21 protein-coding genes and 2 tRNA genes are annotated in these 25,296 nt (G+C 64.5%); 12 read left to right on the plus strand and 11 right to left on the minus strand.

The window, feature by feature from the left end; translation table 11 throughout:
- Nucleotides 1-32: 32 nt before the first annotated feature.
- Nucleotides 33-1,352 carry an MFS transporter gene (gene tcuC / locus PTE31013_RS18355; protein ID WP_150614213.1) on the minus strand — a complete coding sequence of 440 codons (1,320 nt, stop codon included), beginning with the start codon at nt 1,350-1,352 and terminating at the stop codon, nt 33-35.
- A gap of 305 nt (nt 1,353-1,657) precedes the next feature.
- On the opposite strand from tcuC, the gene PTE31013_RS18360 reads away from it, so the two are divergent.
- Nucleotides 1,658-2,584, plus strand: a complete 927-nt coding sequence (locus PTE31013_RS18360) for a LysR family transcriptional regulator (RefSeq protein WP_150614214.1) — start codon at nt 1,658-1,660, stop codon at nt 2,582-2,584.
- Nucleotides 2,585-2,717: 133 nt separating this feature from the next.
- Entirely contained in the window at nt 2,718-3,146 is a 429-nt protein-coding gene (locus PTE31013_RS18365) for a hypothetical protein (protein ID WP_150614215.1), read from the plus strand.
- A 91-nt stretch (nt 3,147-3,237) separates the two neighbouring features.
- Here PTE31013_RS18365 and PTE31013_RS18370 read toward each other — a convergent pair whose 3' ends face one another.
- Both PTE31013_RS18370 and PTE31013_RS18375 read right to left on the minus strand, forming a co-directional pair.
- Nucleotides 3,238-4,425, minus strand: a complete 1,188-nt coding sequence (locus tag PTE31013_RS18370; protein WP_150614216.1) for an alpha-hydroxy acid oxidase — start codon at nt 4,423-4,425, stop codon at nt 3,238-3,240.
- 65 nt (nt 4,426-4,490) lie between these two features.
- Entirely contained in the window at nt 4,491-4,964 is a 474-nt protein-coding gene (locus PTE31013_RS18375; RefSeq protein WP_017235024.1) for an Lrp/AsnC family transcriptional regulator, read from the minus strand.
- On the opposite strand from PTE31013_RS18375, the gene PTE31013_RS18380 reads away from it, so the two are divergent.
- On the plus strand, nt 4,964-5,242 hold the full coding sequence (locus PTE31013_RS18380) for a hypothetical protein (RefSeq protein WP_150614217.1): 279 nt from the start codon (nt 4,964-4,966) through the stop codon (nt 5,240-5,242). The two genes, PTE31013_RS18375 and PTE31013_RS18380, sit on opposite strands and share 1 nt — an antisense overlap.
- On the opposite strand, the gene PTE31013_RS18385 is transcribed toward PTE31013_RS18380, so the two are convergent.
- Nucleotides 5,217-5,966 carry a CerR family C-terminal domain-containing protein gene (locus tag PTE31013_RS18385; protein ID WP_150614218.1) on the minus strand — a complete coding sequence of 250 codons (750 nt, stop codon included), beginning with the start codon at nt 5,964-5,966 and terminating at the stop codon, nt 5,217-5,219. The genes PTE31013_RS18380 and PTE31013_RS18385 overlap by 26 nt on opposite strands.
- Before the next feature lie 102 nt (nt 5,967-6,068).
- On the opposite strand from PTE31013_RS18385, the gene PTE31013_RS18390 reads away from it, so the two are divergent.
- From PTE31013_RS18390 to PTE31013_RS18400, 3 genes are all read left to right on the plus strand, one after another.
- On the plus strand, nt 6,069-7,385 hold the full coding sequence (locus tag PTE31013_RS18390) for an HlyD family secretion protein (RefSeq protein ID WP_246174689.1): 1,317 nt from the start codon (nt 6,069-6,071) through the stop codon (nt 7,383-7,385).
- Between the two features lie 178 nt (nt 7,386-7,563).
- Nucleotides 7,564-9,078 carry a DHA2 family efflux MFS transporter permease subunit gene (locus PTE31013_RS18395; protein ID WP_246174723.1) on the plus strand — a complete coding sequence of 505 codons (1,515 nt, stop codon included), beginning with the start codon at nt 7,564-7,566 and terminating at the stop codon, nt 9,076-9,078.
- Between the two features lie 6 nt (nt 9,079-9,084).
- Nucleotides 9,085-10,539, plus strand: coding sequence for an efflux transporter outer membrane subunit (locus PTE31013_RS18400; RefSeq protein WP_150614219.1), 1,455 nt, complete (start codon nt 9,085-9,087; stop codon nt 10,537-10,539).
- 188 nt (nt 10,540-10,727) lie between these two features.
- Here the strand turns inward: PTE31013_RS18400 and PTE31013_RS18405 are convergent.
- Together PTE31013_RS18405 and PTE31013_RS18410 are read right to left on the minus strand one after the other, a co-directional pair.
- A tRNA-Arg gene (locus PTE31013_RS18405) sits at nt 10,728-10,804 on the minus strand.
- A 155-nt stretch (nt 10,805-10,959) separates the two neighbouring features.
- Nucleotides 10,960-11,036: transfer RNA gene (locus PTE31013_RS18410), tRNA-Arg, on the minus strand.
- Between the two features lie 406 nt (nt 11,037-11,442).
- Here PTE31013_RS18410 and PTE31013_RS18415 point away from each other — a divergent pair.
- The gene (locus PTE31013_RS18415) at nt 11,443-13,095 is read left to right on the plus strand and encodes an AMP-binding protein (RefSeq protein WP_150614220.1); all 1,653 of its coding nucleotides are present in this window, start codon (nt 11,443-11,445) and stop codon (nt 13,093-13,095) included.
- 204 nt (nt 13,096-13,299) lie between these two features.
- Here PTE31013_RS18415 and tcdA read toward each other — a convergent pair whose 3' ends face one another.
- Nucleotides 13,300-14,136: a tRNA cyclic N6-threonylcarbamoyladenosine(37) synthase TcdA gene (gene tcdA, locus PTE31013_RS18420; protein ID WP_150614221.1), complete on the minus strand. Its 837-nt coding sequence runs from the start codon at nt 14,134-14,136 to the stop codon at nt 13,300-13,302.
- On the opposite strand from tcdA, the gene PTE31013_RS18425 reads away from it, so the two are divergent.
- The 4 genes from PTE31013_RS18425 to PTE31013_RS18440 all read left to right on the plus strand — a co-directional run bounded on the left by PTE31013_RS18425 (nt 14,135) and on the right by PTE31013_RS18440 (nt 19,621).
- Nucleotides 14,135-16,213 (plus strand): AsmA family protein, encoded by a 2,079-nt coding sequence (locus tag PTE31013_RS18425; RefSeq protein ID WP_246174690.1) that lies wholly within the window; start codon nt 14,135-14,137, stop codon nt 16,211-16,213. The genes tcdA and PTE31013_RS18425 overlap by 2 nt on opposite strands.
- Nucleotides 16,214-16,506: 293 nt before the next feature.
- Nucleotides 16,507-17,154 (plus strand): pyridoxamine 5'-phosphate oxidase, encoded by a 648-nt coding sequence (gene pdxH / locus PTE31013_RS18430; protein ID WP_150614222.1) that lies wholly within the window; start codon nt 16,507-16,509, stop codon nt 17,152-17,154.
- Between the two features lie 113 nt (nt 17,155-17,267).
- A complete protein-coding gene (locus PTE31013_RS18435; protein WP_150614223.1) occupies nt 17,268-18,479 on the plus strand; it encodes an SAM-dependent methyltransferase in 1,212 nt (403 codons plus the stop codon).
- Complete coding sequence (locus PTE31013_RS18440; protein WP_150614224.1) at nt 18,476-19,621, plus strand: DUF72 domain-containing protein; 1,146 nt, start codon at nt 18,476-18,478, stop codon at nt 19,619-19,621. The genes PTE31013_RS18435 and PTE31013_RS18440 overlap by 4 nt, the downstream gene beginning before the upstream one ends.
- Before the next feature lie 176 nt (nt 19,622-19,797).
- On the opposite strand, the gene fabV is transcribed toward PTE31013_RS18440, so the two are convergent.
- The gene (gene fabV / locus PTE31013_RS18445; RefSeq protein WP_150614225.1) at nt 19,798-20,991 is read right to left on the minus strand and encodes an enoyl-ACP reductase FabV; all 1,194 of its coding nucleotides are present in this window, start codon (nt 20,989-20,991) and stop codon (nt 19,798-19,800) included.
- 168 nt (nt 20,992-21,159) lie between these two features.
- Complete coding sequence (locus tag PTE31013_RS18450; protein WP_150614312.1) at nt 21,160-22,698, minus strand: MFS transporter; 1,539 nt, start codon at nt 22,696-22,698, stop codon at nt 21,160-21,162.
- Between the two features lie 430 nt (nt 22,699-23,128).
- Here PTE31013_RS18450 and PTE31013_RS18455 point away from each other — a divergent pair, with 430 nt between their 5' ends.
- Nucleotides 23,129-23,488, plus strand: a complete 360-nt coding sequence (locus PTE31013_RS18455; protein WP_150614226.1) for a hypothetical protein — start codon at nt 23,129-23,131, stop codon at nt 23,486-23,488.
- A gap of 111 nt (nt 23,489-23,599) precedes the next feature.
- On the opposite strand, the gene msrA is transcribed toward PTE31013_RS18455, so the two are convergent.
- Both msrA and hutG read right to left on the minus strand, forming a co-directional pair.
- Nucleotides 23,600-24,175, minus strand: coding sequence for a peptide-methionine (S)-S-oxide reductase MsrA (gene msrA / locus PTE31013_RS18460; protein ID WP_246174692.1), 576 nt, complete (start codon nt 24,173-24,175; stop codon nt 23,600-23,602).
- A gap of 158 nt (nt 24,176-24,333) precedes the next feature.
- Nucleotides 24,334-25,281, minus strand: coding sequence for a formimidoylglutamase (hutG, locus tag PTE31013_RS18465; protein ID WP_150614227.1), 948 nt, complete (start codon nt 25,279-25,281; stop codon nt 24,334-24,336).
- Nucleotides 25,282-25,296 lie beyond the last annotated feature (15 nt).

Here is a 25,296-nt window from a genome sequence, read left to right on the forward strand (position 1 = left end):
CGCCCGCGAACGGGGCGCGCCTGCCGCGTGGCTCAGCCAGCAGCGAGTTCGGTACGGGGGCGGCCCTGCCCGCTGGCGCGGCCACGGTAAAGGGCCAGCGTCGCGCAAATCGCACACAGCGCGGCGAAGCTCATCCAGTAGCCCGGCGCGGCCTTGTCGCCCGTGACGTGAATCAGATACGTCGACAACGCCGGCGTGAAGCCGCCAAAGAGCGCCGTCGCGAGGCTATACGCGAGCGAGAAGCCGGCCACGCGCACGTCCGGCGGCATGATTTCGGTCAACGCCGCAATCATGGCGCCGTTGTACATGCCATACAGGAACGACAGCCACAGTAGCGCGATCAACATGTGCGTGAAGCTCGGGGCCTGCACGAGGAACGTGAGCACTGGATAGGCGGACACCAGCGTCAGCCCCGCGAAGATCAGCAGCACCGGGCGACGGCCAATACGGTCGGACAACGCGCCACCGATAGGCAGCCAGATGAAGTTCGATACGCCCACGCACAGCGTGACGAGCAGCGCATCGGCGCTCGACAGGTGCAGCACGCGCTTGCCGAAGGTCGGCGCGTAGATGGTAATCAGGTAGAACGCCGTCGTAGTGAGTGCCACGAGCATCGTTCCGCCGATCACGGCGCTGGCGTTGGCGATCATCGAGCGGAACACTTCGCCCAAGGCCGGGTGACGCTTGCGCTGCTTGAATTCGTCGCTCTCCTCGAGCGAGCGGCGCAGCGCGAAGATCACCGGCACGATCATGCAGCCCACGAGGAACGGCACACGCCAGCCCCACGTCGCGATCTGTTGCGCCGTGAGCGTGAGCGAGAGTGTGAAACCGAGCGCCGCCGAGACAACAATGGCGACCTGCTGGCTCGCCGACTGCCAGCTCGTATAAAGGCCCTTGCGGCCCGGCGTGGCGATTTCCGCCAGGTACACGGACACGCCGCCCAGTTCGGCACCGGCCGAGAAGCCTTGCAACAACCGCCCGATCAGCACGAGCACTGGTGCCGCAAGGCCAATCGTCGCGTACCCCGGCACGAAGGCAATGAGCACGGTGCCGCTCGCCATGATCGCCAGCGTCGTGACCAGCCCCTTGCGGCGGCCGACATTGTCAATGTACGCACCGAGCACGATCGCGCCGAGCGGTCGCATCAGGAAGCCCGCGCCAAAAACGGCGAAGGTCATCATGAGCGAAGCGAACTCGCTTTCCGTCGGAAAAAAGACGCGCGAGATCTGGGTGGCGTAGAAGCCGAACAGGAAGAAATCGAACTGTTCAAGGAAGTTGCCAGCCGTGACGCGCAGGATCGCGCCGGCTTTCGAGGGGCGACGCGAAACCGCGTCGTTGGGGCGCTGTGACATGCGCTGTCTCCGTGTTGCCGGCAGCCCGGGGGATCGGGCCGCCAATGAATCGTCGCAATGCGCCTCTACCAGGAACGTGTGGACCGTCACGGACGCTTTTTGACGCTGCCAATGGTGCGCCGGAAGTTCCACGCTTGTGAATTGCAAGTTTTGGAATGATTGATGCACATGCGCTATCAATCGTAAGATGCTGATGCGTCTATCGAGCGGTAGCACGGTACACTCTGCGCCGCTTCCGAATCCTCCGCCCGCCGTTGATGTCGCGGCGGGCCGACGCGTATGCATGACTTTCTGCCCCAAACATCATGGCGATCAACTTCGATCTGAACGATTTGCAGGCCTTTCGCGCGGTGGCGCAGCTGGCGAGCTTCCGCCGCGCGGCCGAATCGATCCATATCTCGCAGCCCGCGCTCTCGCGCCGTATCGACAAGCTCGAAGACGCGCTCGGGATCAAGCTCTTCGAGCGCAGCACGCGACGCGTGGCGCTGACCAACGTCGGACGCGCCTTCGCCCGCGACGCGGAACGGATTCTCGACGATCTGGACAATGCACTGCTGGGCATCCGCGATGTGGCATCGTCGAGCCTGGGGCACGTGACCATCGCCTGTGTGCCGTCCGCCGCCTATTACTTCATGCCGCAGGTGATTTCGCGCTACCACCAGGCGTTTCCGCGCATCCGCATCTCGGTACTCGACGCGAGCGCCAACGAGGTGCTCGCGTCGGTGGCGAACGGCGACGCCGACTTCGGGCTGAATTTCATCGGCAGCCAGGAGCCGAACATCGAGTTCAAGCTCCTGTTACAGGAGCGCTACGTGGCGGCCTGTCGGCGCGACCATCCGCTCGCCGGCAAGAAGCGGGTGACGTGGCGTGAGCTTTACGAATACGACTACATTACCGTCGGCCGCGCCTCAGGCAACCGCCTGCTGCTCGACCAGGCGCTCACCGCGCTGCCCAAGCGCCCTCCGAGCCTCTGCGAGACGCAGCACGTCACGACAATGCTTGGTCTGGTCGAAGCGGGACTCGGGGTAGCGGCCGTACCGACGATGGCGATGCCCGGCGACGATCATCCGTCGCTCACAAGCGTGCCGCTGGTCAATCCCGTAGTGACACGACGCATGGGCATGATACGAAGCAAGGCACGGCCACTCTCACCCGCGGCGGCGCAGTTGTATCGCTATGTGGCCGAGATGAAAGTGCTGTCGCGGCGTCGCGCGGGGAGCAATGCGATATAGGCGAATTGCGCGGAATGCACGTATGGAAACATTTTGTTACCCGCCTTACGAGACGCGAAACATTAGCGCGACGGCGGCGTGGCGTCGTGTCCTTATACTTGCCACGCGTCAATCCGAATCGTAATCAAGGCTCATGCTCAAACGAATTTTCCCGATGGCGGTCATCGCCGCCCTGGCTGCAACAACTTCCCTGACGGCTTCGGCCGGTGATATGAACAATGCCCTCGGCGGTGCGCTGGGCGGCGTCGCGGGCGCGGCCGTTGGCGGCGCGCTCGGCGGCAGCACCGGCGCCGTGGTGGGCGGCGCGGTGGGCGGCGGCGCCGGCGGCGCAATGACGTCCAATCGTCACGAGCGCACGGGCGCCATCATTGGCGGCGCGCTCGGCGGTGGGGCCGGCACGGCAGCGGGCAATGCGATGGGCGGGCGCTCCGGCGGCCTGATCGGTGCAGCCGTTGGCGGCGGCGCCGGTGCGGCGCTCGGCGGCAACATGTCGCGCTCCAGCGCATACGACGATGGCCACTACCGTGGCAAGCACCGCGGCCATCGCAAGCATCACCACTGATCTGCCGGCACCTGATCGACCTGCCTACGCCGAGCCACCTCGGCGTTTCGTACATTCTGCGCGATCATTTCCCACTCGCCCGACAGACGGCTCACCGCCCACCGGGCTCCGTCAGGTAAGGGCCAATGCCCGTCGGATAGCTTCCCGGGATAAGCATGGACGTATCGAGACGGTCGACGCGCGTGCGACCGGTCAGTGCCATCGTCAGGTCCATCTCCCTGGCAATGACCTCCAGCGCGCGACGCACGCCGGCCTCGCCCATCGCCCCCAGGCCATAAAGGAATGGACGTCCGATCAACGCCCCCTTCGCGCCCAGCGCCATCGCCTTGATCACGTCCTGCCCGGAACGTACCCCGCCGTCGAGCCACACCTCCATGTCGCGCCCCACTGCCGCAACAATGTCGGGCAGCGCGCGGATCGTCGAGATCGCGCCGTCGAGTTGGCGCCCGCCATGGTTGCTCACCACGATCGCATCGGCCCCCGTGTCGCGCGCCGCGCGCGCATCGTCCGGATCGAGCACGCCCTTGAGCACGAGCTTGCCGCCCCAGCGCTTCTTGATCCATTCGACGTCGTCCCACGACAGGCGGGGATCGAACTGCGCCGCCGACCACGCCGCGAGTGAACCGATGTCGTCCACACCCTTGGCATGCCCCACGATGTTGCCGAACGTGCGGCGGCGCGTGCCCGCCATACCCAGGCACCAGCGCGGCTTGGTCAGCATGTTGGCAATGTTCGGCAGCGTGAGCTTCGGCGGTGCCGACAGGCCGTTCTTGATGTCGCGATGACGCTGGCCGCTGATCTGCAGATCCATCGTCACCATCAACGCCGAGCACCCCGCCGCCTTGGCGCGATCGATCAGTCGCTCGATGAAGTCGCGATCGCGCATCACGTACAACTGGAACCAGAACGGCGCCTTGGTATGCGCTGCCACGTCCTCGATCGAGCAGATCGATACGGTGGAGAGCGTGAACGGCACGCCAAACACTTCGGCCGCGCGCGCCGCGAGAATCTCGCCGTCTGCGTGCAGCATGCCGGTCATGCCGGTCGGCGCCAGCGCGACCGGCATGGCGACCGGCGTGCCCAACATCGTCGTGCGCGTGCTGCGATGCTCGATGTTTACCGCGACACGCTGGCGAAACCCGATGCCGCCAAAGTCCGCCGCATTCGCCCGATAGGTCGATTCGGTCCACGACCCGGAATCGACATACTCGTAAAACATGCGCGGCACGCGCCGCTGCGCGAGAACCCGCAGATCCTCAATGGTCGTAATCACTGCCATGCTGCGTCTCTTCTTCCTGGAAATCCCGACCGTCTCTCGGGAATTAGTTAATATCTTCTATATTTTTACTTCTGCTTGACGAGATCGACGAGCGACTGGGTTTGCTTGATGGTCTTGAGCACGATGTTCGATTGGATCGCCATGACCGCGGGCGCGCGATACAGCTCGTTCACGATGAAATCCGAGTAGTGCGCGAGATTACGGGCCCTGACCGTGAGGATGTAATTGGCCGAGCCGGTGACGATGCGCGCGGTCACTACCTCAGGCCAATTCTGAACGCACGCGAGAAATTTCTCGTGCCATTGATCGACGTCGGGGCGCAGCGAAATTTGCACCAACGCTTCGAATTCGAGACCGATATGCTGTGCGTCCACGATGCAGCGGTATCCGGAAATCACCCCGCGGTCCTCGAGCAATTTCACCCGGCGAAGGCAGGCCGATGGCGACAAGCCCACGGCATCCGCCAACTCCTGGTTGGAAATGCGCCCGTTGAGTTCGAGATGGCGCAGGATGCGCAGATCGGCAAGATCGAGGTTCATTGGCAGAATCCGTCAAGTTTCCCCGGATTTTGGCAGATCCTTCGAACTACCGCCAGATGTTCGCCACAACTGGCCATAAAATTCAACTTTTTGCGTTGATCTCGCAGCACTCGACGATCCTCTGCGCCGCTGGCGGCCTCGCCTTCAGCACGATCGCTGCCGCCCAGAACGCCGTCACCCTATACGGGATCGTCGATGAGCGCGTGCGCTCGATCACAGGCTCGACGGCAACAAGATGGGCGCCGATTGCCCTTACCCGCCCGACTTGCGCTGCGTGACGATTCGCTCCAGCAGGTGCCGCGTCTGTTCGAGCACCGCCTCACGCACCATCCGGTTGCGTTCGGGATCCGGCTCGCTGGCCCACCCCATCGAACGATCGACGGAACGGCGCATTACGCGAAACGCCATGCCCAGCGTGCTGATGCACACCGCCCGAACCCGCATCGCCTCATCGTCGGTCGCCACGCCCGCGAGGCGCGCCACAATGTTCGCCCCCACGGCGGCGAGCCGGCTCGAGAAGCGCTCATAGAACACCTTGAAACCGGCTTCCGGCCCGAGCCCCGCCTGCTCACGGGCCATGAACATGTGCCAGCCCTCGATCTCCGGCACGTCCTCCATGAACCCCGCCTTGCGGTTCTGTAGCTCGCAAAATGCATCGATGAGCTGCCTGTCGGTGGCGTCCGGATCGGCCACCACGCGCTCGGCCGCCTCGATCGCTTCGCCCATCTGTCCCATCACGAGACTCAGGATGTACTCGACGCACGCCGTATACACCCCGTCCTTGTTGTCGAAGTAGTACTGAAGCGCGGGCGCGTTCACGCCGGCCTCGTGCGCAATGTCGCGTGTGGATGCCCCCGCAAAACCGAATTCCCCGAAACACTTGATCGCCGCAAGAATGATGCGCGCACGCGTTTCCTCGCCACGTTGATACCCCGTGTCGACGGCGTGCCGCGTTCGCACAGGCGTGCGCGTCGCCCGCCCAGCGCGTGAAGTCCCTGTCATGTCTGTCCTTGCTTGCCAAAACTTTCGTCAAAAATATAACACTTGACACAAATCGATCAACTGGAATAATTTTGCCGAACGGAATAATTTGATGGAACTCCCATGACAACCGCAGCCCCCGTCAAACCGACGACCTCGGCAGCGTCGATGGCACGTCAGGTCGACGCCCCGGCGGCCAGGACCGCAGAAGCCACCGAGACGGCTCGCACGCCTGGTCAGCCCAAGACCCCCGTCAATCCTCGCCGCAAGAGAATCCTGGTCGGCGCGCTGGCGCTGGGCGTCGTCGCGGGCCTTGGCTGGGGCGCGCACTGGTGGCGCGTGACGCGCTTTATCGAGTCCACCGACGACGCCTACCTGCAAGCCGACAGCATGACCGTGGCCCCGAAGGTGGCGGGCTACGTGACGGAAGTGCTGGTGCGCGACAACGAAACGGTGAGCATCGGCCAGCCGCTCGTGCGGCTCGATGCCCGCCAATACCAGGCCGCCGTCGACGAGGCGCGGGCAACGGTGCAAGCGCGTGAAGCCGATGTCGCACGCGCCGAGGCCGAACGCGCCCAGCATGTCGCGACGATTGCGCAAGCGCGCGCCGAACTCGACGGTGCGCGGGCAGACGCGGTCTATAGCGCCGGTCAAGTCCAACGCTATGCGCCACTCGTGGCGACCGGCGCGGAAACCGACGAGCGTCTCGCCGAACTGCGCAATGCCAGCACTCGCGCCGACGCCACGCTCAAGAGCCATCAGGCCAGCGTCCAGGCGAGCGAGCGTCAGACCGACACACTCGACGCCGCGCTGGCGCAGGCCAAGGCGCAGTTGACGGTCGCTCAGGCCAGTGCACGCAAGGCCGAACTCGATCTCGCCGACACGATGGTCAAGAGCCCGCTGGCCGGACGCGTCGGTGATCGCGCCGTGCGCGTCGGCCAGTTCGCCCAGCCGGGCACCCGGCTGCTCACCGTCGTGCCCGTGCAGAACGTGTATCTGACGGCGAACTTCAAGGAAACGCAGGTCGGCCATATGCGGCCCGGCCAGCCGGTGACGGTTCACGTCGACGCCCTGCCGGGCGAGCCGATTCACGGCGTGGTCGATTCGCTCTCGCCCGGCACCGGCGCGCAGTTCGCCTTGCTGCCCGCGCAGAACGCCACAGGGAACTTCACGAAGATCGTGCAGCGCGTGCCAGTACGCATCCGTCTCGAGGTGCCCGCGTCGCTGCGCACAGTGTTGCTGCCCGGTCTGTCGGTCACGGCGGACGTCGACACACATCGCCGTGATGCAGCCGCCCCCGCGAAGCAGGCGAGTCGAGCCCGTCAGGTGGATCAGGCGAGCAACCGCGCCCCGATGCAGATCGCGCTGAGCGCGCCACTGAACGCCCTCGTCAGTCCTGTCACAAGCGCGCCGCCGAACGCCGGGGCGCAACGTGGCTGAAAGCGGCGTGGTGGGAACATCGTCGAGCTCCTCGCCTTCGCCGACCTCGCCCGTCGGGCTGACGCGCGATCAAGCACGTAGTGTCGTGGCCGCCGGCAGCGGTGGGGGACGTGGAGGAAGCGCAGGTAGTAGCGCCGCGAACGCCGCTGCGCCGCGCAATGCGTCGGCATCGGACTGGATCGCCGTAGCGGCCGGCGCGCTGGGCGCCCTGCTGGCCACGCTCGACATCTCGATCACCAACTCCGCCCTGCCGCAGATTCAGGGCCAGATCGGTGCGTCGGGCACGGAGGGCACGTGGATCTCGACTGGCTACCTGATGTCGGAAATCGTCATGATTCCGCTCGCCGCGTGGCTCACGCGCGTGCTCGGGCTGCGACGCTTCCTGATGCTCAACGCCGTCTTCTTCACGCTCTTCTCGATGATGTGCGGTGCGTCGAGCAGCCTGGCCGAGATGATCGCCGGCCGCATCGGACAAGGCTTTGCCGGCGGCGCCATGATTCCCACGGCGCAGATGATCATTCGCACGCGTCTGCCCCGTCACCAGATGCCCGTGGGCATGGCGATGTTCGGCCTGATCGTGCTGCTCGGCCCGCTGCTCGGCCCGGTGGTCGGCGGCTGGCTCACCGAGAACGCCAACTGGCGCTGGTGCTTCTTCCTGAACCTGCCGATCTCGGCGACCATCGTCACGTTGCTCATGCTCGGCCTGCAACGCGAGCCGACTCATCTGCAAGCGTTCGTCAAGGCGGACTGGCTGGGCATCGTGGGCCTGACCATCGGCCTGAGTTCGCTCACGGTGGTGCTCGAGGAAGGCCAGCGCGAGCGCTGGTTCGATTCCCCGCTGATCCTTTGGCTCTCGGTCGCGTCTGTCGTCGGCATCGGCATGATGCTGGTGGCGCAGTTCACGGCCGAAAAGCCCATCGTCAAGCTCTCGCTGCTGGGTAACAAGAACTACGCGAGCGTGATCTACATCGTGTTCACGGTGGGCGCAGGACTCTATGGCGTGTCCTATCTGCTGCCGCAGTTCCTCGCCACCATCGCGGGCTACAACGCGCAGCAGTCGGGCAACATCATGTTGCTCTCGGGGCTGCCCGCATTTCTGATGATGCCGTTCCTGCCGCGCCTGATCAGCCGCGTGGATATTCGTCTGCTCGTGATTCTTGGGCTGCTGTGCTTCTTCGCCAGTTGCATGCTCGACATTGACCTGACCGCGCAAAGCGTGGGGCATGACTTCACGATGTCGCAACTGCTGCGCGGCGTGGGTCAGATGCTCGCGATGATGCCGCTCAACCAGGCATCGATGGCAGCCGTCGAGGCGCAGGACGCCGGGGACGCTGCGGGCCTGTACAACATGGCGCGCAACCTTGGCGGGTCGGTCGGGCTGGCGTTGCTCGGTACGCTGATCGACCGTCGCACCGACTATCACGACGCCATGCTGCGCGAGACGATCACAGCCAACAGTCCGCTCGGTCAGGCGCATCTTGCCACCAACGCGGCGGGCTTCTTCGCGCAAACGGGGGATAGCGTGCACGCGCAATTGCAGGCGACCGCACAGCTCGCTGCCGATATCGCGCGGCAGGCGAGCGTGATGACGTTTTCCGAAACTTTCTACGCACTGGGGATCGCGCTGCTGCTTTGCGTGCCGCTGGCCCTGCTGCTCAAGCAACCGACCGGCTTCAGCGCCGGCGGGCATTGAACGATCATGACGCTTCATCTACGAACGATGGCCCTCGCGGCCGCCATTCTCGTCACGGGCTGCACGGTCGGGCCCGACTATCGCGGCGCGCCCGAGGTGGCGACCGACGCCCTGCGCGCAGGTGCGACGTATGCCCATGCCGGAGACGGCATCGCGGCGCACACGCCGGGCGTCGCCCGCTGGTGGACGACGCTTGGCGATGCGCAGCTCACAGCGCTGATCGACGAGGCCATCGCCCATAGCCCGGACATTCGCGCGGCGCAGGCAAAGGTGCGTCAGTCGCGCGCGAGCCTGCGCAATCATCAGGCGGACCTGCTGCCCAAGGCAGGTGTCGATCTCGCGACGTTGCGCACGCGCTCGCCCGATCTGAGCCTGCTTGGCGGCGACGGCAGCAGCAGTGGTGGTGGCCGCGGCCCACTCGATCTGTATGTCGCCGGGTTCGACGCCAGTTGGGAGATCGACCTGTTCGGCGGCACGCGACGCGCCGTAGAAGCCGCGAGCGCCGACGCCGATGCGGCGTCTGAGGATCTCGCGGACGCGCACGTGCAACTCGCCGCCGACGTCGCACAAGCCTACGTCGCGTTGCGCGACCAGCAGGCGCGATTGTCACTGGTGCGCGACTCGGCTCGGCTCGAAGGCGAGATGCTTGCGCTCACCCGTCAGCGTCGCGCGGGCGGCGTCGCGTCGGAACTCGACGTCGAACGGCTCGTCACGCAAGTGGAACAAACGCAATCGCACGTGCTGCCGCTCGAAGCGGACGTCATCGAATCGCTCGACCAGTTGGCGCTGCTCACCGGTCGCGCACCGGGTACGCTGGACACCGAATTGAAAGCGCCCAAGGCCCTGCCGAGCGTGCCGAAGACGGTGGCCGTTGGCGATCCGTCCGCCCTGCTCCAGGCGCGGCCGGACATCCGCGCGGCGGAGCGTCGCCTGGCATCGCAAAACGCACAGATCGGCGTGCAGACGGCGAACTGGTTTCCGAAACTCTCGATCATGGGCGAACTCGGGTATTCGGCACTGGATCCCGGCCATCTCGTGCGCAAGGACAACTTCAGTTGGATGACGATGCCGCGCCTGCAATGGAATGCGCTCGACTTCGGGCGCGTGCAGGCGGGCGTCGATGGCGCGAAGGCCGGTCGCGATCAGGCGCAGGCGAAGTATGAAAGCGCCGTGCTCACCGCACTGCGCGACGCCGACGTGGCGCTGGCACGGTACGGGCATCAGCGCGAGAACGTGTACCTCCTGCGCAGCGTGGAGGCCTCGGCCGCACGCGCCGCGGCGCTCACGCGCCAGCGCTATCGTGCCGGCACGGCGAGCACGCTCGATTGGCTCGACGCGGAGCGCACGCGCTTTTCCGCCGAGCAGGATCGGGTCGCGGGCGATGCGCAACTGCTCAAGACGTTCGTGACGCTGCAGAAGGCGCTGGGTCTCGGATGGCAGGTCGACACGACGACGGGGTGAGACCGGGGTGAGGATAGCGGGAGAACGAGTGACGCTTCGTCGCCGGACGGGATGACGTTCGAGTGCGGGCGTCGTCTTGCCCGATGTCGCCAACGCGACAGTCATCGACATGGCACCGTGCTTATCCTCGGCACCAATGAAAAACGCTCCAGAAGCTTTCGCCTCTGGAGCGTTTTTTCCAACTGAGTTGGTGCGGCTGGCAGGATTCGAACCCACGACCCCTTGGTTCGTAGCCAAGTACTCTATCCAACTGAGCTACAGCCGCACATACTGCATACGAGACACCGATCAGACAAAACAACGACTGCCAGTGACCCTTCTCATCGACGCGGGCCGAATGTACATGACATGCGGCGCGTCACTGGGAAGGACTTTCCCGAAAAACTAAGGGTCTCCCCGTGAGGAGACCCTCGAAATAAGTGGCGCGGCTGGCAGGATTCGAACCCACGACCCCTTGGTTCGTAGCCAAGTACTCTATCCAACTGAGCTACAGCCGCGTCGTGAGAACAGAATTATGTAAGAAACCGGCCTGCCATGCAAGTGATTTTTGCAATTCTTTTGTCATATCTATGATTTGCCCAATGCGATCGTCATTCCATGCGGGATTAGCGCGGAATCGTTCACACTGGCAAGGCTTTACCGCTAGAACAATTACTCCATGCAAACCCGCATCGAATCAGGGCTTTCCATGTGCGCCTGCGCGAAACGGCACGGTATGCTACGGCTTTTTGCGGCGCGTCGAAGGGCGCGTTTGCCGCGCTCGCGAGACCGGATCGGGAAGACGACCGGTTCGGAACCCTCTCTCGCGCGGCCAGAGAAAATGCAGTGAAACCACGCACCGCGCGCCCACTCGGTTCCCCCGGCGACGACGGTGCGATAAAAACCAAATTCAAGGAGGCGCTCGTGGAAAAAGTCTGGCTCAAGAGCTATCCGCCCGGCGTGCCGGCCGAGATCGATGTCAACACGTATCGTTCGCTGAACGATCTTTTCCTGCAGAGCTGCCGGAAGTTTGCGAATCGCCCATCGTTCACCAATCTCGGCGTGACGATGACCTTCGCCGACCTCGAACGCCAATCGCGCCACTTCGCTGCCTATTTGCAAAGCCTGCCCGGACTGGAGCGCGGCTCGCGCGTAGCGATCATGTCGCCGAACCTGCTGCAATATCCGGTCGCCGTCTTCGGCATCCTGCGGGCCGGCATGGTCGTCGTCAACGTCAATCCGCTCTACACCGCGGGCGAACTCGAGCATCAACTCCAGGACGCCGGCTGCGGGGCCATCGTCGTGATCGAGAACTTCGCCGCCACGCTGCAAAAGGCCTTGCCCAATACGCCGGTCAAGCATGTCATCACCACCGCCATCGGCGACCTCGTGCCGGCGCCGAAGCGCTGGATCGTGAACTACGTCGTGCGCCATGTGAAGAAGATGGTGCCCGAGTGGCACATCCCGCACGCGGTATCGTTTCGCACCGCATTGGCCCAGGGCGCGCGCGCCACACATCAGGAAGTGCCGCTGGGTCACGACGACATCGCTTTCCTGCAATATACGGGCGGCACCACCGGCGTGGCCAAGGGCGCCATGCTCACGCATCGCAACATGATCGCCAACATGTTGCAGGCCCGTGCCTGGATCGGTGAGGGTCTCGAGGAAGGCAAGGAAATCATCGTCACCGCCCTGCCGCTCTATCACATCTTCTGCCTGACCGCGAACTGTCTGGTGTTCCTCCAGTTGGGCGCGCTGAACCTGCTGATCACCAACCCGCGCGACATGCCCGGCTTCGTCAAGGAGCTGGGGAAGTGGCGGTTCACGTTCATCACCGGGGTCAACACGCTCTTCAACGGGCTGCTCAACACACCGGGCTTCGACCAGCTCGACTTCAGCGCACTCAAGTGCGCGCTCGGTGGCGGGGCCGCCGTGCAGCGGGCGGTGGCCGAACGCTGGCAGAAAGTCACCGGCCATGCATTGATCGAAGCCTACGGACTGACGGAGACGTCGCCTGCCGTGTGCATCAACCCGCTCGGCAGCGAGTTCAATGGCTCCATCGGCCTGCCGATCTCGTCGACGGAAGTGAGTATCCGCAACGATGCCAACGAGGCGCTCGCGTTCGGACAGGAAGGGGAAATCTGTGTGCGCGGCCCGCAAGTCATGAAGGGCTACTGGAACCGCCCTGACGAGACCGCCAAGACCGTCACCCCCGACGGCTGGCTGCGCACGGGCGACATCGGCACGATGGACGAACAGGGTTACGTGCGCATCACCGATCGCAAGAAGGACATGATCATCGTGTCGGGCTTCAATGTGTACCCGAACGAGGTCGAGAGCGTGTTGGCGATGTGCCCGGGCGTGCTCGAGTCGGCGGTGGTCGGTGTGCCAAGCGAGCGAACCGGCGAAGCCGTGAAGGCCGTGATCGTCAAGAAGGCGCAAGACCTCACCGAGAAGGCCATTGTCGACTTCTGCCGCGAGCACCTGACGAACTACAAGGTGCCGCACGTGATCGAGTTCCGCACGGAACTGCCCAAGACCCCGGTCGGCAAGGTGCTGCGCCGCGAATTGCGCTGACGATTCACGTCTGCGTGGTGTGTCGTCGTGCGTCACGACGATGCGAGACGTGGGCACCGCATTGACAATGGCCGGGAGCAATCCGGCCATTGTCATTTCAGACAACGACACATTGATATCGCGATCGTCGGCCCCGATTCGTAACCTTTGGTTACAGACGTGACAAGCGCACCTTGGTACAACAGGGGCACGTCAGGGACGCCTTCAGGCCGTGCGCGTCGCGATTCGCTTCAAAACGTAGGCAGCGGCCGCCATGCCGAAGGTAGCGGTGACACACACGCTCGAGCCGAAACCAGCGCAGTTCAGGCCCTGCGGCCCCGCAGCGGCATGCCCGCCTTCCACGGCTGCGCACGCCGCTTCCGGGTACTGCAAGGGCTCGTCCGAGTACACGGCGGGTACGTTGAACTTGGCTTTCGGCCCACGGACAAAACTGTGTTGCTTGCGTAATTGCGCGCGGACCTTCGCCAACAGCGGGTCCTGGATCGTGCGGGCGAGATCGTCGATACGGATGCGGGTCGGATCGATCTGACCGCCGGCCCCGCCAACGGTGACCAGACGCTGCGCATGGGCCACGCACCACGCGATGAGCGCCGTCTTCACGCGGACGCTGTCGATGGCGTCGACGACCCAGTCGAAGCCACCGCCCAACATGACGTCGAGGTTGTCCAGCGCGATGAAGTCTTCGACCAGCGCGAGTTGGCAGGCCGGATTGATGGCCAGGATTCGCTCGGCCATCGCGGTGACTTTCGGCTTGCCGAAGTTGCCGTCGAGCGCATGCACCTGACGATTGGTATTGCTTTCGGCGACGTTATCCAGGTCGATGAGCGTGAGCCGGCCCACGGCGCTGCGTGCCAGTGCCTCGGCCACCCACGAGCCAACGCCGCCGATGCCGATGACGGCCACGTGCGCCTCACGCAGACGCGCGAGACCGTCGTCACCATACAAACGCGCGATGCCGCCGAAACGGCGGCTCGCGTCAAAATCATCCTCCGATGGCGCGGCAGGCGCCGGAGGAACAACAATCGACGGGGTACTGTTCATGATGCGATGGGTAACGTCCTTGAAATGGCTGGCGATCACGATGGTCGCCATCGTGCTGGCATTCGCGGCGTTCATCACGTGGTTTGACTGGAACTACGCCCGGCCCTTCATCAACCGGGAAGTGAGCACCGCGACTGGTCGTCCGTTCGACATCCGGGGCGACCTCTCGCTGCACTGGCTGGCGCCGAACGCCAAGGCCCCGGGACTGGGGCGCTGGCTACCGCGGCCTCGCCTGATCGCGAATGATATCGTGTTAGGCAACGTTGCGTGGAGCCAGACGCCGAACATGATCACGGTGGGCCAACTCACGTTCTCCCTCGAATGGCTGCCGCTGCTCGACAAGCGCGTGGTATTGCCTGAAGTCACCCTGTCCGCGCCGAAGGTGGTCATCGAGCAGCGGTCCGACGGGCAGAACAACTGGACCTTCGCGAAGGGCGACGGCAAACCGTCGCCGTGGACACTGCGCATCGGCCGGCTGCTGCTCGAAGACGGCGCGGTACACGTCAATCTCGTGCCCCAGCAACTCGATCTGCAAGCGAACATCGCCACCATCGACGCCCAGGCGCCTTACGGCATCGGCCTCTCGCTCAAGGGCACTTTCCGCAAGGTCGCCGTCTCCGGCAAGGCCCGCGCGGGCGACGTGCTCTCGCTCGAAGATACCGGCGATCCCTATCCGCTCGATGCCGATGTCCGTATCGGGCGCACGCAGATCGCCGCCAACGGCACGTTCACGAATCCGGCCACGCTCTCCGCGCTCGACATGCACCTGCGCCTGTCCGGACCGACGATGGCCGACCTGTATCCGATCACCGGCGTGCTGCTGCCGCAAACCCCGGCTTACGAGACCAACGGCCATCTGCTGCATACGGCCGGCGTATGGCGCTACGAGCGCTTCCAGGGCAAGGTCGGCCAGAGCGATCTGTCCGGCACGCTGGTCTTTCGTCAGCGGCAGCCGCGCAACATCCTGCAGGGTGCCGTTGTGTCGAATCAGTTGCGGCTGGTCGATCTCGGTCCGGTCATCGGCACACGGAACCCTTCCGGCGGAGGCGATCTGACGGGCAAGCCGAAAGCGCCGCCGTCCGGCAAGGTACTGCCGGTCGATCCGTTCAAGACCGATCGCTGGCGTGCCATCGACGCCGACGTACAGTTCACCGGCCGCAAGATCATCAAGGACAAGCGTCTGCCGATCGACAACCTCGTCACCCATCTCGTGCTCGACGATGGCGTACTCTCGCTCCGCCCACTGGAATTCGGCGTCGCGGGCGGACGCATCACGTCGACCCTCGTACTCGATGGGCAGACCGAGCCGATGAAGGTCGATTCGCAGGTCTCGCTGCGGCACCTGCAGATAAAGCAGTTGCTGCCCGACGTCGACCTGATGAAGACAAGCGTGGGCGAAGTCAATGGCGATGCCGCGCTCACGGCGACCGGCAACTCGATTGCCGCGCTGGCCGGCTCGTCGAATGGCGAGATCAAGTCACTGATCGATCGCGGCTCGATGAGCAAGCTGATGCTGGAGTATCTGGGGCTCAACGTCGGCAATATCGTGCTGACCAAGCTCTTCGGCGACAAGCAGATCGAGATGCGGTGCGCGGCCGCGGACTTCGCGGTGCGCGACGGGGTCATGGACGCACGCACGTTCGTGATCGATACCGACGATACGAGCATCGGCGTCACTGGACAGATCGATCTCAAGCGCGAGCACTTCAACCTGACCATCCGTCCCGAGCCAAAGCACTTCGGCCTCCTGTCCCTGCGCTCCCCGCTCTATGTGCGCGGCACCTTCCAGCATCCGGACGTCGGCGTCAATGTGCCAACGCTGATCGCCCGCGCCGGGGGCGCCATTGCGCTGGGCGTGCTCGCGCCGTACACCGCCCTCGTGCCGCTGCTGGAACTCGGCCCGGGCAAGGACAGCCCATGCGGCGAACTGCTCGCCCGCCTGCAGCGTCCGCCCAGCCGCCATCCGTCTGCGGTCAAGCCGGTGTCCGGTGCGAACGGCCACCCGGCCGGCGGCAAGCGCGACGCACGCACCTCGGCCACGGCCCCCGAGCTGGGGCCGGTGCGCGACGCGCCGTGAGCCTGCCCGGCCCGCCGACCTCGATCACAAACGCCTCGCAGCGCCGAAGCAATGCCCATGCCAGTCCGAGGGATTTGTCGCCGCCACGCCACGCCATGTCGCCCATAACCGCGCCGGCGGTATAAATTGCTTCACTCCTTAAATATCAAGCACATGCCGTGAGATGCCCATCCCACGGCACATTCGGCGGATTGACGGGAAGGCAACGTGGCAAATCGTCACTTGCGCACATTCAGCGACTCTTCGCTATACTGTGTCGCAACCCCAACCGCAACAGACCGAACCCGTTCGTCGTGACCCAGACGCTATCTCTCACGGACCTGCGCAAAAATTACGCACTCGGCTCACTTTCCGAAGCCGATGCGGCGCCCAGTCCGTTCGATCAATTCCGACGCTGGTTCGAGCAAGCGCTCGCGGCCCAACTGCCCGAGCCGAATGCCATGACGCTCGCCACCGTCACGCCCGACGGCCGCCCAGACGCACGCATCGTGCTCATCAAGGGCGCGGACGAGAACGGGTTCACGTTCTTCACCAATTACGCGTCGCGCAAGGGCCGGGAGCTGGCAGCCACGCCGTACGGCTGCCTGCTGTTTCACTGGATCGAACTCGAGCGCCAGGTGCGCATCGAGGGACGTGTCGAGAAGGTGAGCGAAGCGGAAAGCGACGCCTATTACCATTCGCGCCCGGTGGGCTCTCGTCTGGGGGCATGGGCCTCGGCGCAAAGCACCGAAGTGGCGGATCGCAGCATCATCGAGCAACGCGAGGCGGAGTTCCGGCGCCAGTTCGGCGACGCCCCGCCACGTCCGCCGCACTGGGGCGGATACCGGCTCGTGCCGGAGACGATTGAATTCTGGCAAGGGCGCGAGTCGCGCCTGCACGATCGCATCAAATATTTCCAGCTTGCCGACGGGTCCTGGCGCGTGGCGCGCCTGTCCCCGTAATCGTGATGTCGGCGACGCCGACGCGGTACGCCTGCCTGCCCGTTTGACGAGGGGACGTCACCGTGCCGCGCGGTACGGATTGAAGTTTTTTTGGTGACACTTGGAGCATATCCATGTTGTGGGAGAAAAAACTCGAAAACTGGGTCAGCGGCGTCAAGACATCCTCCAACCTGCCGATCCGCCTCGCGCTCTGGAATGGACAGCACTACGATTTCGGCGCGTTCGACAACCCCAGCGTAACGTTACGTATCAATGGCCCTGCGGCCATGACCCGGCTGCTGAGTCCCAGCCTCGACAATCTCGGCGAGGCCTACGTGAAGGGCGAGATCGACGTCGAGGGCAAGCTCGTCGACGTGATCGACATGAGTTACGCGCTCGCCGGCAGCAGCCTCACGACGCTCGGCCCGCTCGAGCGCGCAGTACGTCACTTCAACCACAGCAAGAAGTCCGACAAACGCTCGATCGAGTTCCACTACGACGTATCGAACGAGTTCTACCAGCTCTGGCTGGACAAGAACATGGTCTATTCGTGTGCCTATTTCGAGAATGGCAACGAAGACCTCGACACGGCGCAAGAGAAGAAAATCGATCACATCCTCACCAAGATCCAGTTGCAGCCCGGGCAGACGCTGCTGGATATCGGCTGCGGCTGGGGCGCCCTGGTGATTCGTGCCGCGCAGAAATTCGGCGCGAAGTGTATCGGCGTCACGCTCTCGCAGAATCAGTTCGCGCTGGCCACCGAACGGGTCAGGAAGCTCGGCCTGACGGATCGGATCGAGATCCGCATCCAGGATTACCGTGACGTGGAGGGTCAGTTCGACCGCATCACGAGTGTGGGGATGTTCGAGCACGTTGGGCGCAAGCACCTGAAAGATTACTTCGCCAAGATGGCGTCGTTGCTCAAGGATGACGGCGTCGCCATGAACCACGGCATCACGTCGACCGATCCGGATAGCGGCGAAACCGCGATGGGCGGTGGCGACTTCATCGACAAGTACGTGTTCCCGAACGGCGAGCTGCCGCACATCAGCCTTGCGCTCGAGTCGATGCAGCGCGGCGGACTCGAAGCGAGCGATGTGGAAAGCCTGCGCCGCCATTACGCGCGCACGCTGGCGCTCTGGTCCGAACGCTTTGAAGCGCACGCGCCGCGCCTGCGCGAACTGGCGGGCGAAGAGCGCTTTCGCGTCTGGCGCGTGTATCTGGCGGGCTGCGCGTATGCGTTCGAGCACGATCACGTCTCGCTCTATCAGGTGGTCTGCCGCAAGGCCGGCCAGTCCGCCACGCGCCTGCCCTGGTCGCGCCGTTACATGTATGAGAATCGATGAGCCAGTTCGACCTGTTTGGCACGGCGCCTGACGCCCCCCCGACAGGCGGACGTGCCAGGCGGGTCGATGGCAACGACACCGTTGCGCCGACGAGCCACGCCCCTCGCGCAAGCCAAACGCGCCGCGGCGGCGTCGGTGCCGCCGCCGTTTCCCGCGCCGTGCAGACGTTGGGCGAACGGCTGCCCGGCCCGATTCGCCTGGGCACTTCGTCTTGGTCGTTCCCGGGCTGGAAAGGCATCGTCTGGGACGACGACTACAGCGACACCAAGCTCTCGCGTCAGGGACTCGCCGCGTACGCGAGCCACCCGGTGCTGCGTTGCGTGGGGATCGACCGGTCGTTCTATAAGCCGATGTCGATCGTCGAGTATCAGAAGTACGCGCAGCAGGTGCCGGAGAACTTCCGTTTCCTCGTCAAGGCGCCGAGCGTTGTGACCGACGCACGCGTGCGCGGAGAAAAAGGCGAAGGCCTGGGCGCGAACCCCTGCTTTCTCGACGCGCGAATCGCCACCGAGCAATTCGTGACCCCGTGCCTGACCGGGCTCGGGCCGAAGGCGGGCGTGCTGGTATTCCAAGTGTCGCCCTTGCCGTTGGAACTGCTGCGCGATATTCCCGCCCTGATTCTCCGTATTGAAGCGTTCTTCGCCGCACTGCCGCCGCTGCCGCCGGGCGAGACGGCGCCGTCCACGCCTGAAGGCCCCGCCGACCCGGGGCCATGCTACGCGCTGGAAATTCGCGATGGCGCGTTGCTCACGCCGCGTCTGATGCGGTCGCTCGGGCAGTTGGGGGTGCGCTATTGCGTCGGCCTGCACGCGCGGATGCCCCATGTGGAGCGTCAGGCCGCGGCGCTGGCCATGCTCGACGAAGCGAGCGCCGGGCCACTCGTAGTTCGCTGGAATTTGAACAGCGCCCATCACTACGAGCAAGCCAAGGCGAAATATGCGCCGTTCGACAAGATCGTCGATCCCGACCCGGCAACGCGCGACGTACTGGCCGCGCTGGCCGCGCACTACGCCCTCGCCGGCCAACCCGTCTACGTGATCGTCAACAACAAGGCCGAAGGCTCGTCGCCGCTGTCGTGCCACGCGTTGGCCGAACGCATCGTCGAGTTGTCGCCGACGACGTCGCTCGCCAGTGCGGCGTGACGCCGGCCTGCCCGACGCGATGACGCGACGCCAGGCACGCGGCACCTGGCGCGCGCCCCTCAAAAACGACGATGGCCCGAGCCGGCATCTGCACCAGACTCGGGCCATCGTGATTGCGCTGCGACGTTGCCGGACGCCTGCGGAAGTCCTTGAGCGGCCTTGGACGCCCTGACGCTTTACGCCACGAGATGCGGAATCGACACGTCCGGATTCACATCGGCCTCGTAATCCACACCGTCGATCTCGAATCCGAACAAGCGCAGGAATTCATGCTTGTAGCCCGCGAAGTCCGTCAGGTCGTACAGGTTCTCGTCGGTCACCTTGTCCCACAGTGCCGCGACTTCGCTTTGCACGTCGGGGGAAAGCTCCTTCTGGTCGGTGCGTACACGGCCTTCATCGTCAAGCTTCGGCGTTGCGCCATACAGGCTGTCCTTGTACAGGCCGTAGATCTGCTCGATGCAACCTTCGTGCGTGCCCTTGGCCTTCATTACCTTGAACAGCAGCGAGAGGTAGAGCGGCATCATCGGGATGGCCGAGCTGGCCTGCGTGACCAGCGCCTTGAGCACGGCCACGCGGGCGTCGCCGCCACTGGCCGCGAGTTTGGCGCGAATGTCCAGCACCTTCTCGTCCAGATCCTTCTTGGCAGCGCCGATGGACCCATTCCAGTAGATGTCGTGCGTGAGCTTCTCACCCAGATAAGTGAACGCCGTCGTCTTGGCGCCCGGGGCGAGCACGCCTGCCTCGGCAAGCGCGTCGGTCCACATCTGCCAGTCTTCGCCGCCCATCACGGCCACCGTGTTGTCGATTTCTTCTTGCGTGGCCGGCTCGAACACCGAGGCCTTGACGACCTCCTTGTCGGTATCCAGGCCACGCAGCGTCACCGACTTGCCCACCGGCTTGAGCACCGAACTGAACACCTGCCCCGTTTCCGGATGCGTGCGGCGCGGCGCGGCCAGGCTATACACGACCAGATCGACCTGACCGAGATCTTGCTTGATCGTCTCGATGGTCTTGGCCTTGATTTCCTTGGAGAAGGCGTCGCCGTTGATGCTCTTCGCGTAAAGCCCCTTCTCGGTGGCGAACTTGTCGAAGGCTGCCGTGTTGTACCAACCCGGCGTGCCCGGCTTGGTCTCGCTGCCCGCGCGCTCGAAGAACACGCCCAGCGTTGCAGCGTCGCTGCCGAAAGCGGCGGTAATGCGCGCAGCCAGGCCGTAGCCGGTCGACGCACCGATCACGAGCACCCGCTTCGGACCGTTCGCAATCGCGCCTTGCGCCTGCACATAGGCGATCTGTTGCTTGACGTTGGCTTCGCAGCCGACAGGGTGGGTGGTGACGCAGATGAAGCCGCGCACGCGTGGCTTGATGATCATGGAAACCTCATTCACAAAAATCGGAGATGCCGGCTCACCCGGCAAACACCGCGCATTGTAAACGAGGTCGGGACCGACCCGGCATTTTGACGGACGCTCTCTCACCCCGTGCTTTGGTATTCAGACGCACGGCGCCGCCCGATCGGACAACGCCGGTCCGTTCTCGGCTTATTCGGGCGCCACTACGGCCGAACGATCGCGTCGCTTGGGAAACTGAATCTGCCGAATGCGGCGCACCAGCACTGCGGCAGCAATCGCCGCGATACCCGTGAGCAGCACCCCCGCATGGACGGCATTCACAAGCGTCTGGCGGGCGGTTTCGACCAGCGGCATGCCGTCGATCCCCATGGCCCGCAGATCGGTCAACAGGTCGGCGCGCAACGCCGGATCGATCAGGATGCGCGGGTCGAGCGCGCGCCCGACGGCGTGCGCCGCCGGCGTGCCGTCGTAGCCCGACACCACACCGGCCACCCCGTTGGCATACCAGTGATTGACGAGCGTGCCCACGATCGTCGTGCCAAGCATGCCGCCGACCATGCGCGTCGACTGCAACAGCGCAGTGGTGATGCCGAAACGTTCGCGCCCGGCAATCTCCTGCCCGAACACGTTCATGTTGTTCAGGATGAAACCGATGCCGATACCCGCACAGCCCATCATCAGGGCGATCATGCCGTGAGACGTCACGCGATGGGACAGTCCCACGCCCGCGGACGCAACCGCCAGCAGACAAAAGCCGAGCATCAGCATGTTGGTCGGACGTGACAGACGCACCACGATCGGCGTATTGATGAAGCTGCCCAGGGCAATACACGCGGCAAGCGGCGTCGCGATCAAGCCCGCGGCCTGCGGACTCAGACCGAAGCCGCCCTGCAACAGTAGCGGCGCGAAGAAGATCAGCGAGAACATCACGAAGCCGATCAGCACAGACAACGTGAAGAGCACCACGAGCTGGGGGTGACGAAACATGTCGAGCGGCACGATGGGATGGGTGGCAAGGCGTTCTGTGCGCAGCAACGCCCAGACGCCGATCGCCACGCCGACGATCAGCAGCCCATTCCCGAGCGATGCGCCGTGGGCCGGCAAGTTCTCGATGAGCACCTGGAAACCGCCAAGCACCACGGCGATCCACAGGGCACCGCGCCAGTCGACGCGAACGTCACCCCGGTGAACCGGCGCGAACTTGGGCAGGTATCGCCACACGAAATACAGCGCCGCCAGACCGACCGGCAGGTTCACGAAAAATGTCGAGCGCCAGCCGAAATGCTCGGAGAGCAGGCCACCCAGCGATGGACCCGCTGCCGTTCCGATGCCGTAGGCCGTGGTGATCACGACCTGCCAACGCACGCGCGAGCGGGCGTCGGGGAACAGATCGGGCACGGACGCGAAGGCGGTACCGACCATCATGCCGCCACCGATCCCCTGCAACCCGCGGGCGAACACCAGGAAGGGCATGTTGGGGGCCAGGCCGCACAGCAGCGAGGCGGCGGTAAACGTCAGCACCGAGGCGATCACGAACCGGCGACGGCCGAAGTAATCGCCGAGCCGCCCGAACACCGGCACGGTCACGACGGAGGCCAGCAGGTAAATGCTAGCGATCCAGGCGTAATACTCGAAACCCTTGAGTTCGGCAACGATGGACGGCAGTGCCGTACTGACGACGGTCTGGTCGAGAGCGACCAGCATGTTGACGAGCGCAATGCCAATCATGGCCATCAACGCATCGCGAAAAGGCAGGGGGCGCACAGCGGGCTACCTGAAGACGACATGGAGGGGAGTCGCCATTCTACGTGAAAAATAATGAACATATGAATGGTCAGGCACGGCGCGGGTTTCCGGGTCCTATTGCCCGCCATGCCCCGGTGGGCGGCGATCCGGCCATGCAAAACCGATGATGGCAGCGCGCTCCGAAAACAATTCAACGGCAGACAGCGCCACCTTCACCATCACGGCAGTCGCCTCGGGGCACGTCGTCTCATCGGTATCGCCAGAACCAGGCATTGTCCGATACCCGTTTCGGACGCGCCTTTAGCCCAACGGCACGCGAGCCCGGCATCATGAAGGTGTCCCGGCTACCAAAGATCATTGACGATCCTCGCCGGACCTCATTCGCCGCAGGCCCCTATCAGGAGATACGCCCATGAACCCACGCCCCGCCTTCAAAGACGATCGACGCAGGCTGACGACACCGAGCGCGCCGACCACGATGGCGGCACATAACAGGTCGCTCGCGACGGCCACGCGCCCCGCACTCCCCGCGCTCCCCGCTGCCTTGCCATTGACAGGGTACGTCGTCTGGTTCTACGTGAGCCTTACCTATCTCGACATCCGCTTCGATCACGATCGCTTCGAAATCGTGACGCAGCAGGTGCCCCGCGCCAGCGACGCGTTCTACTTCGACAGCGTCGACGCCGCATACGGGCATGCCGCCGAAGTGGACGAACCGTACGTGATCCTGGGCGCCGACGCGGCGGGCGCGCCCGCGCACATCGTCGGTTGAGGCGCCCGGGTGCGTCGCCCGCCTGCGCGGTGGGTTCCGGCAGGCAAGGCACGCGACGACGTCACAATCCGCCGGCTGGTCCGCCCAGACTCCGCCCGGCAAATGCCCGGGTTACGCCGCCGTCTTGAGCCGGCGCGCAAACTTCTCGCGGAATTTCTTGAGCTTCGGTGCCACGACATAAGCACAGTAGCTTTGATCGGGATGCTGGCGGAAGTAGTTCTGGTGATACGCTTCGGCCGGCCAGAACGTCTGCGCGGGCACCACTTGCGTGACGACCGGGTGCGCATAGGTCATCTCCGCCATCAATTCGGCGATGAGATGTTCTGCCGCCGTTTTCTGCGCCTCGTCCTGGTAGAAGATGGCCGAGCGATATTGCGTGCCAATGTCGTTGCCCTGCCGATTGACGGTGGTCGGATCGTGGATCTGGAAGAACACGATCAGCAGTTCCTCGAAGCTGACGACATCGGGATCGTAAGTCAGCCGCACCACTTCCGCGTGACCGGTTTCCCCCTCGCAGACCTGCTCGTAGGTCGGGTTGTCGACGTGACCGCCTTCATAGCCCGAGACCACGGACTTGACGCCGTCGAGCTGCTGGTAGCAGGCCTCGAGGCACCAGAAACAACCACCAGCCAGCGTGGCAACTTCCATATGGGTATTGCTCAGGGAGTTCGTCTGCTCTGTCATCATGACCTCGCTTGTCGACAATGATTTTGCGGCGGCGCACCAAACCAATAGGGCGGGCGATCCATGCCTGGATCGCCCGCCCTATTGTCGCGCAGAAGTCCGGTGAATGGCGCAAATAACCCTATGCGCCATGCATGTCGCGCCCTCGCAAGTCTGACGTCCTAGTCCTGGAATTGCGTGATGAGCGGATGCAGCAGACGCGCGCCGACACGTGCCGTGAGACCGTCCCGGTCATACGTCGGGTTGTATTCAGCGATATCCGCCACGCGCAGCTTGCCCGACCGACGCACCACGCCGATGAGCGCCTCGACCACTTCGAGCGCCACACCATGCGCCGCCGGTGCCGACACCCCCGGGGCCTTCTCGCCGGGCAACACGTCCATGTCGATGGTCAGGTACACATGGCTCACCGGGTCGAGCATGGCCTCGAGTCGCTCGCACATCTGCGACAAATGATGGGCCAGCATCGCGTCGTCGAGCCAATACGTCACCTGCAACGCCGCCGCCCGCTCGAACAGCGCGTCGGTATTGCTGTAGCGGCTCACGCCGAGACACGCATAACGGAACGGCGCCTGGTGGCCCGCGAGCCACTGCGAGATCTGCCAGAACGGCGTGCCCGAACTGGCGGTCGGCTGGGCACGCAAATCAAAGTGCGCGTCGAAGTTGAGGATCAGGATCGGCTCGTCGCGCAGTCGGTCGCCGAAATGCTCGGCCACGCCGAGGAACGTGCCGTAGGCGATCTCGTGTCCGCCGCCGAGCACTACCGGGCGCGCGCCCGCGGCCAGCACCTCGGCCACGCGATGGCCGAGCGCGGCCTGCGCCGCTTCGAGCCGACCGTCGGCACACACGATATTGCCGCCGTCGAACACGGCGGGCGTGCCCTGCACAGGCAAGCTCGCCAGGGCGCGACGCAGCATGTCAGGGCCGGCGACCGCCCCCTGACGTCCATGGTTCCGACGCACGCCTTCGTCACTGCAAAAACCGAGCACGACGGCGCCACCGGCCACCTGCGACACATCGTAGTCGCGCAGCACCTGGTGCAGACGCAGCGTCGGGCCGGCCTCGCCGGTATCCACGCGGCCTTGCCAGACCGTTCGATCAATTGTCATACGTTTTGCCTGCCT

This window comes from Pandoraea terrigena (assembly GCF_902459705.1).
Classification (GTDB): domain Bacteria; phylum Pseudomonadota; class Gammaproteobacteria; order Burkholderiales; family Burkholderiaceae; genus Pandoraea; species Pandoraea terrigena.

Excerpts from the sequence above, each read along its gene's own strand:
- tcuC (WP_150614213.1), bottom strand. The coding sequence starts at position 1,352 with ATGTCACAGCGCCCCAACGACGCGGTTTCGCGTCGCCCCTCGAAAGCC.
- PTE31013_RS18360 (WP_150614214.1), top strand. The coding sequence starts at position 1,658 with ATGGCGATCAACTTCGATCTGAACGATTTGCAGGCCTTTCGCGCGGTG.
- PTE31013_RS18365 (WP_150614215.1), top strand. The coding sequence starts at position 2,718 with ATGCTCAAACGAATTTTCCCGATGGCGGTCATCGCCGCCCTGGCTGCA.
- PTE31013_RS18370 (WP_150614216.1), bottom strand. The coding sequence starts at position 4,425 with ATGGCAGTGATTACGACCATTGAGGATCTGCGGGTTCTCGCGCAGCGG.
- PTE31013_RS18375 (WP_017235024.1), bottom strand. The coding sequence starts at position 4,964 with ATGAACCTCGATCTTGCCGATCTGCGCATCCTGCGCCATCTCGAACTC.
- PTE31013_RS18385 (WP_150614218.1), bottom strand. The coding sequence starts at position 5,966 with ATGACAGGGACTTCACGCGCTGGGCGGGCGACGCGCACGCCTGTGCGA.
- PTE31013_RS18390 (WP_246174689.1), top strand. The coding sequence starts at position 6,069 with ATGACAACCGCAGCCCCCGTCAAACCGACGACCTCGGCAGCGTCGATG.
- PTE31013_RS18400 (WP_150614219.1), top strand. The coding sequence starts at position 9,085 with ATGACGCTTCATCTACGAACGATGGCCCTCGCGGCCGCCATTCTCGTC.
- PTE31013_RS18425 (WP_246174690.1), top strand. The coding sequence starts at position 14,135 with ATGATGCGATGGGTAACGTCCTTGAAATGGCTGGCGATCACGATGGTC.
- tcdA (WP_150614221.1), bottom strand. The coding sequence starts at position 14,136 with ATGAACAGTACCCCGTCGATTGTTGTTCCTCCGGCGCCTGCCGCGCCA.
- PTE31013_RS18435 (WP_150614223.1), top strand. The coding sequence starts at position 17,268 with ATGTTGTGGGAGAAAAAACTCGAAAACTGGGTCAGCGGCGTCAAGACA.
- PTE31013_RS18440 (WP_150614224.1), top strand. The coding sequence starts at position 18,476 with ATGAGCCAGTTCGACCTGTTTGGCACGGCGCCTGACGCCCCCCCGACA.
- fabV (WP_150614225.1), bottom strand. The coding sequence starts at position 20,991 with ATGATCATCAAGCCACGCGTGCGCGGCTTCATCTGCGTCACCACCCAC.
- PTE31013_RS18450 (WP_150614312.1), bottom strand. The coding sequence starts at position 22,698 with ATGATTGGCATTGCGCTCGTCAACATGCTGGTCGCTCTCGACCAGACC.
- PTE31013_RS18455 (WP_150614226.1), top strand. The coding sequence starts at position 23,129 with ATGAACCCACGCCCCGCCTTCAAAGACGATCGACGCAGGCTGACGACA.
- msrA (WP_246174692.1), bottom strand. The coding sequence starts at position 24,175 with ATGATGACAGAGCAGACGAACTCCCTGAGCAATACCCATATGGAAGTT.
- hutG (WP_150614227.1), bottom strand. The coding sequence starts at position 25,281 with ATGACAATTGATCGAACGGTCTGGCAAGGCCGCGTGGATACCGGCGAG.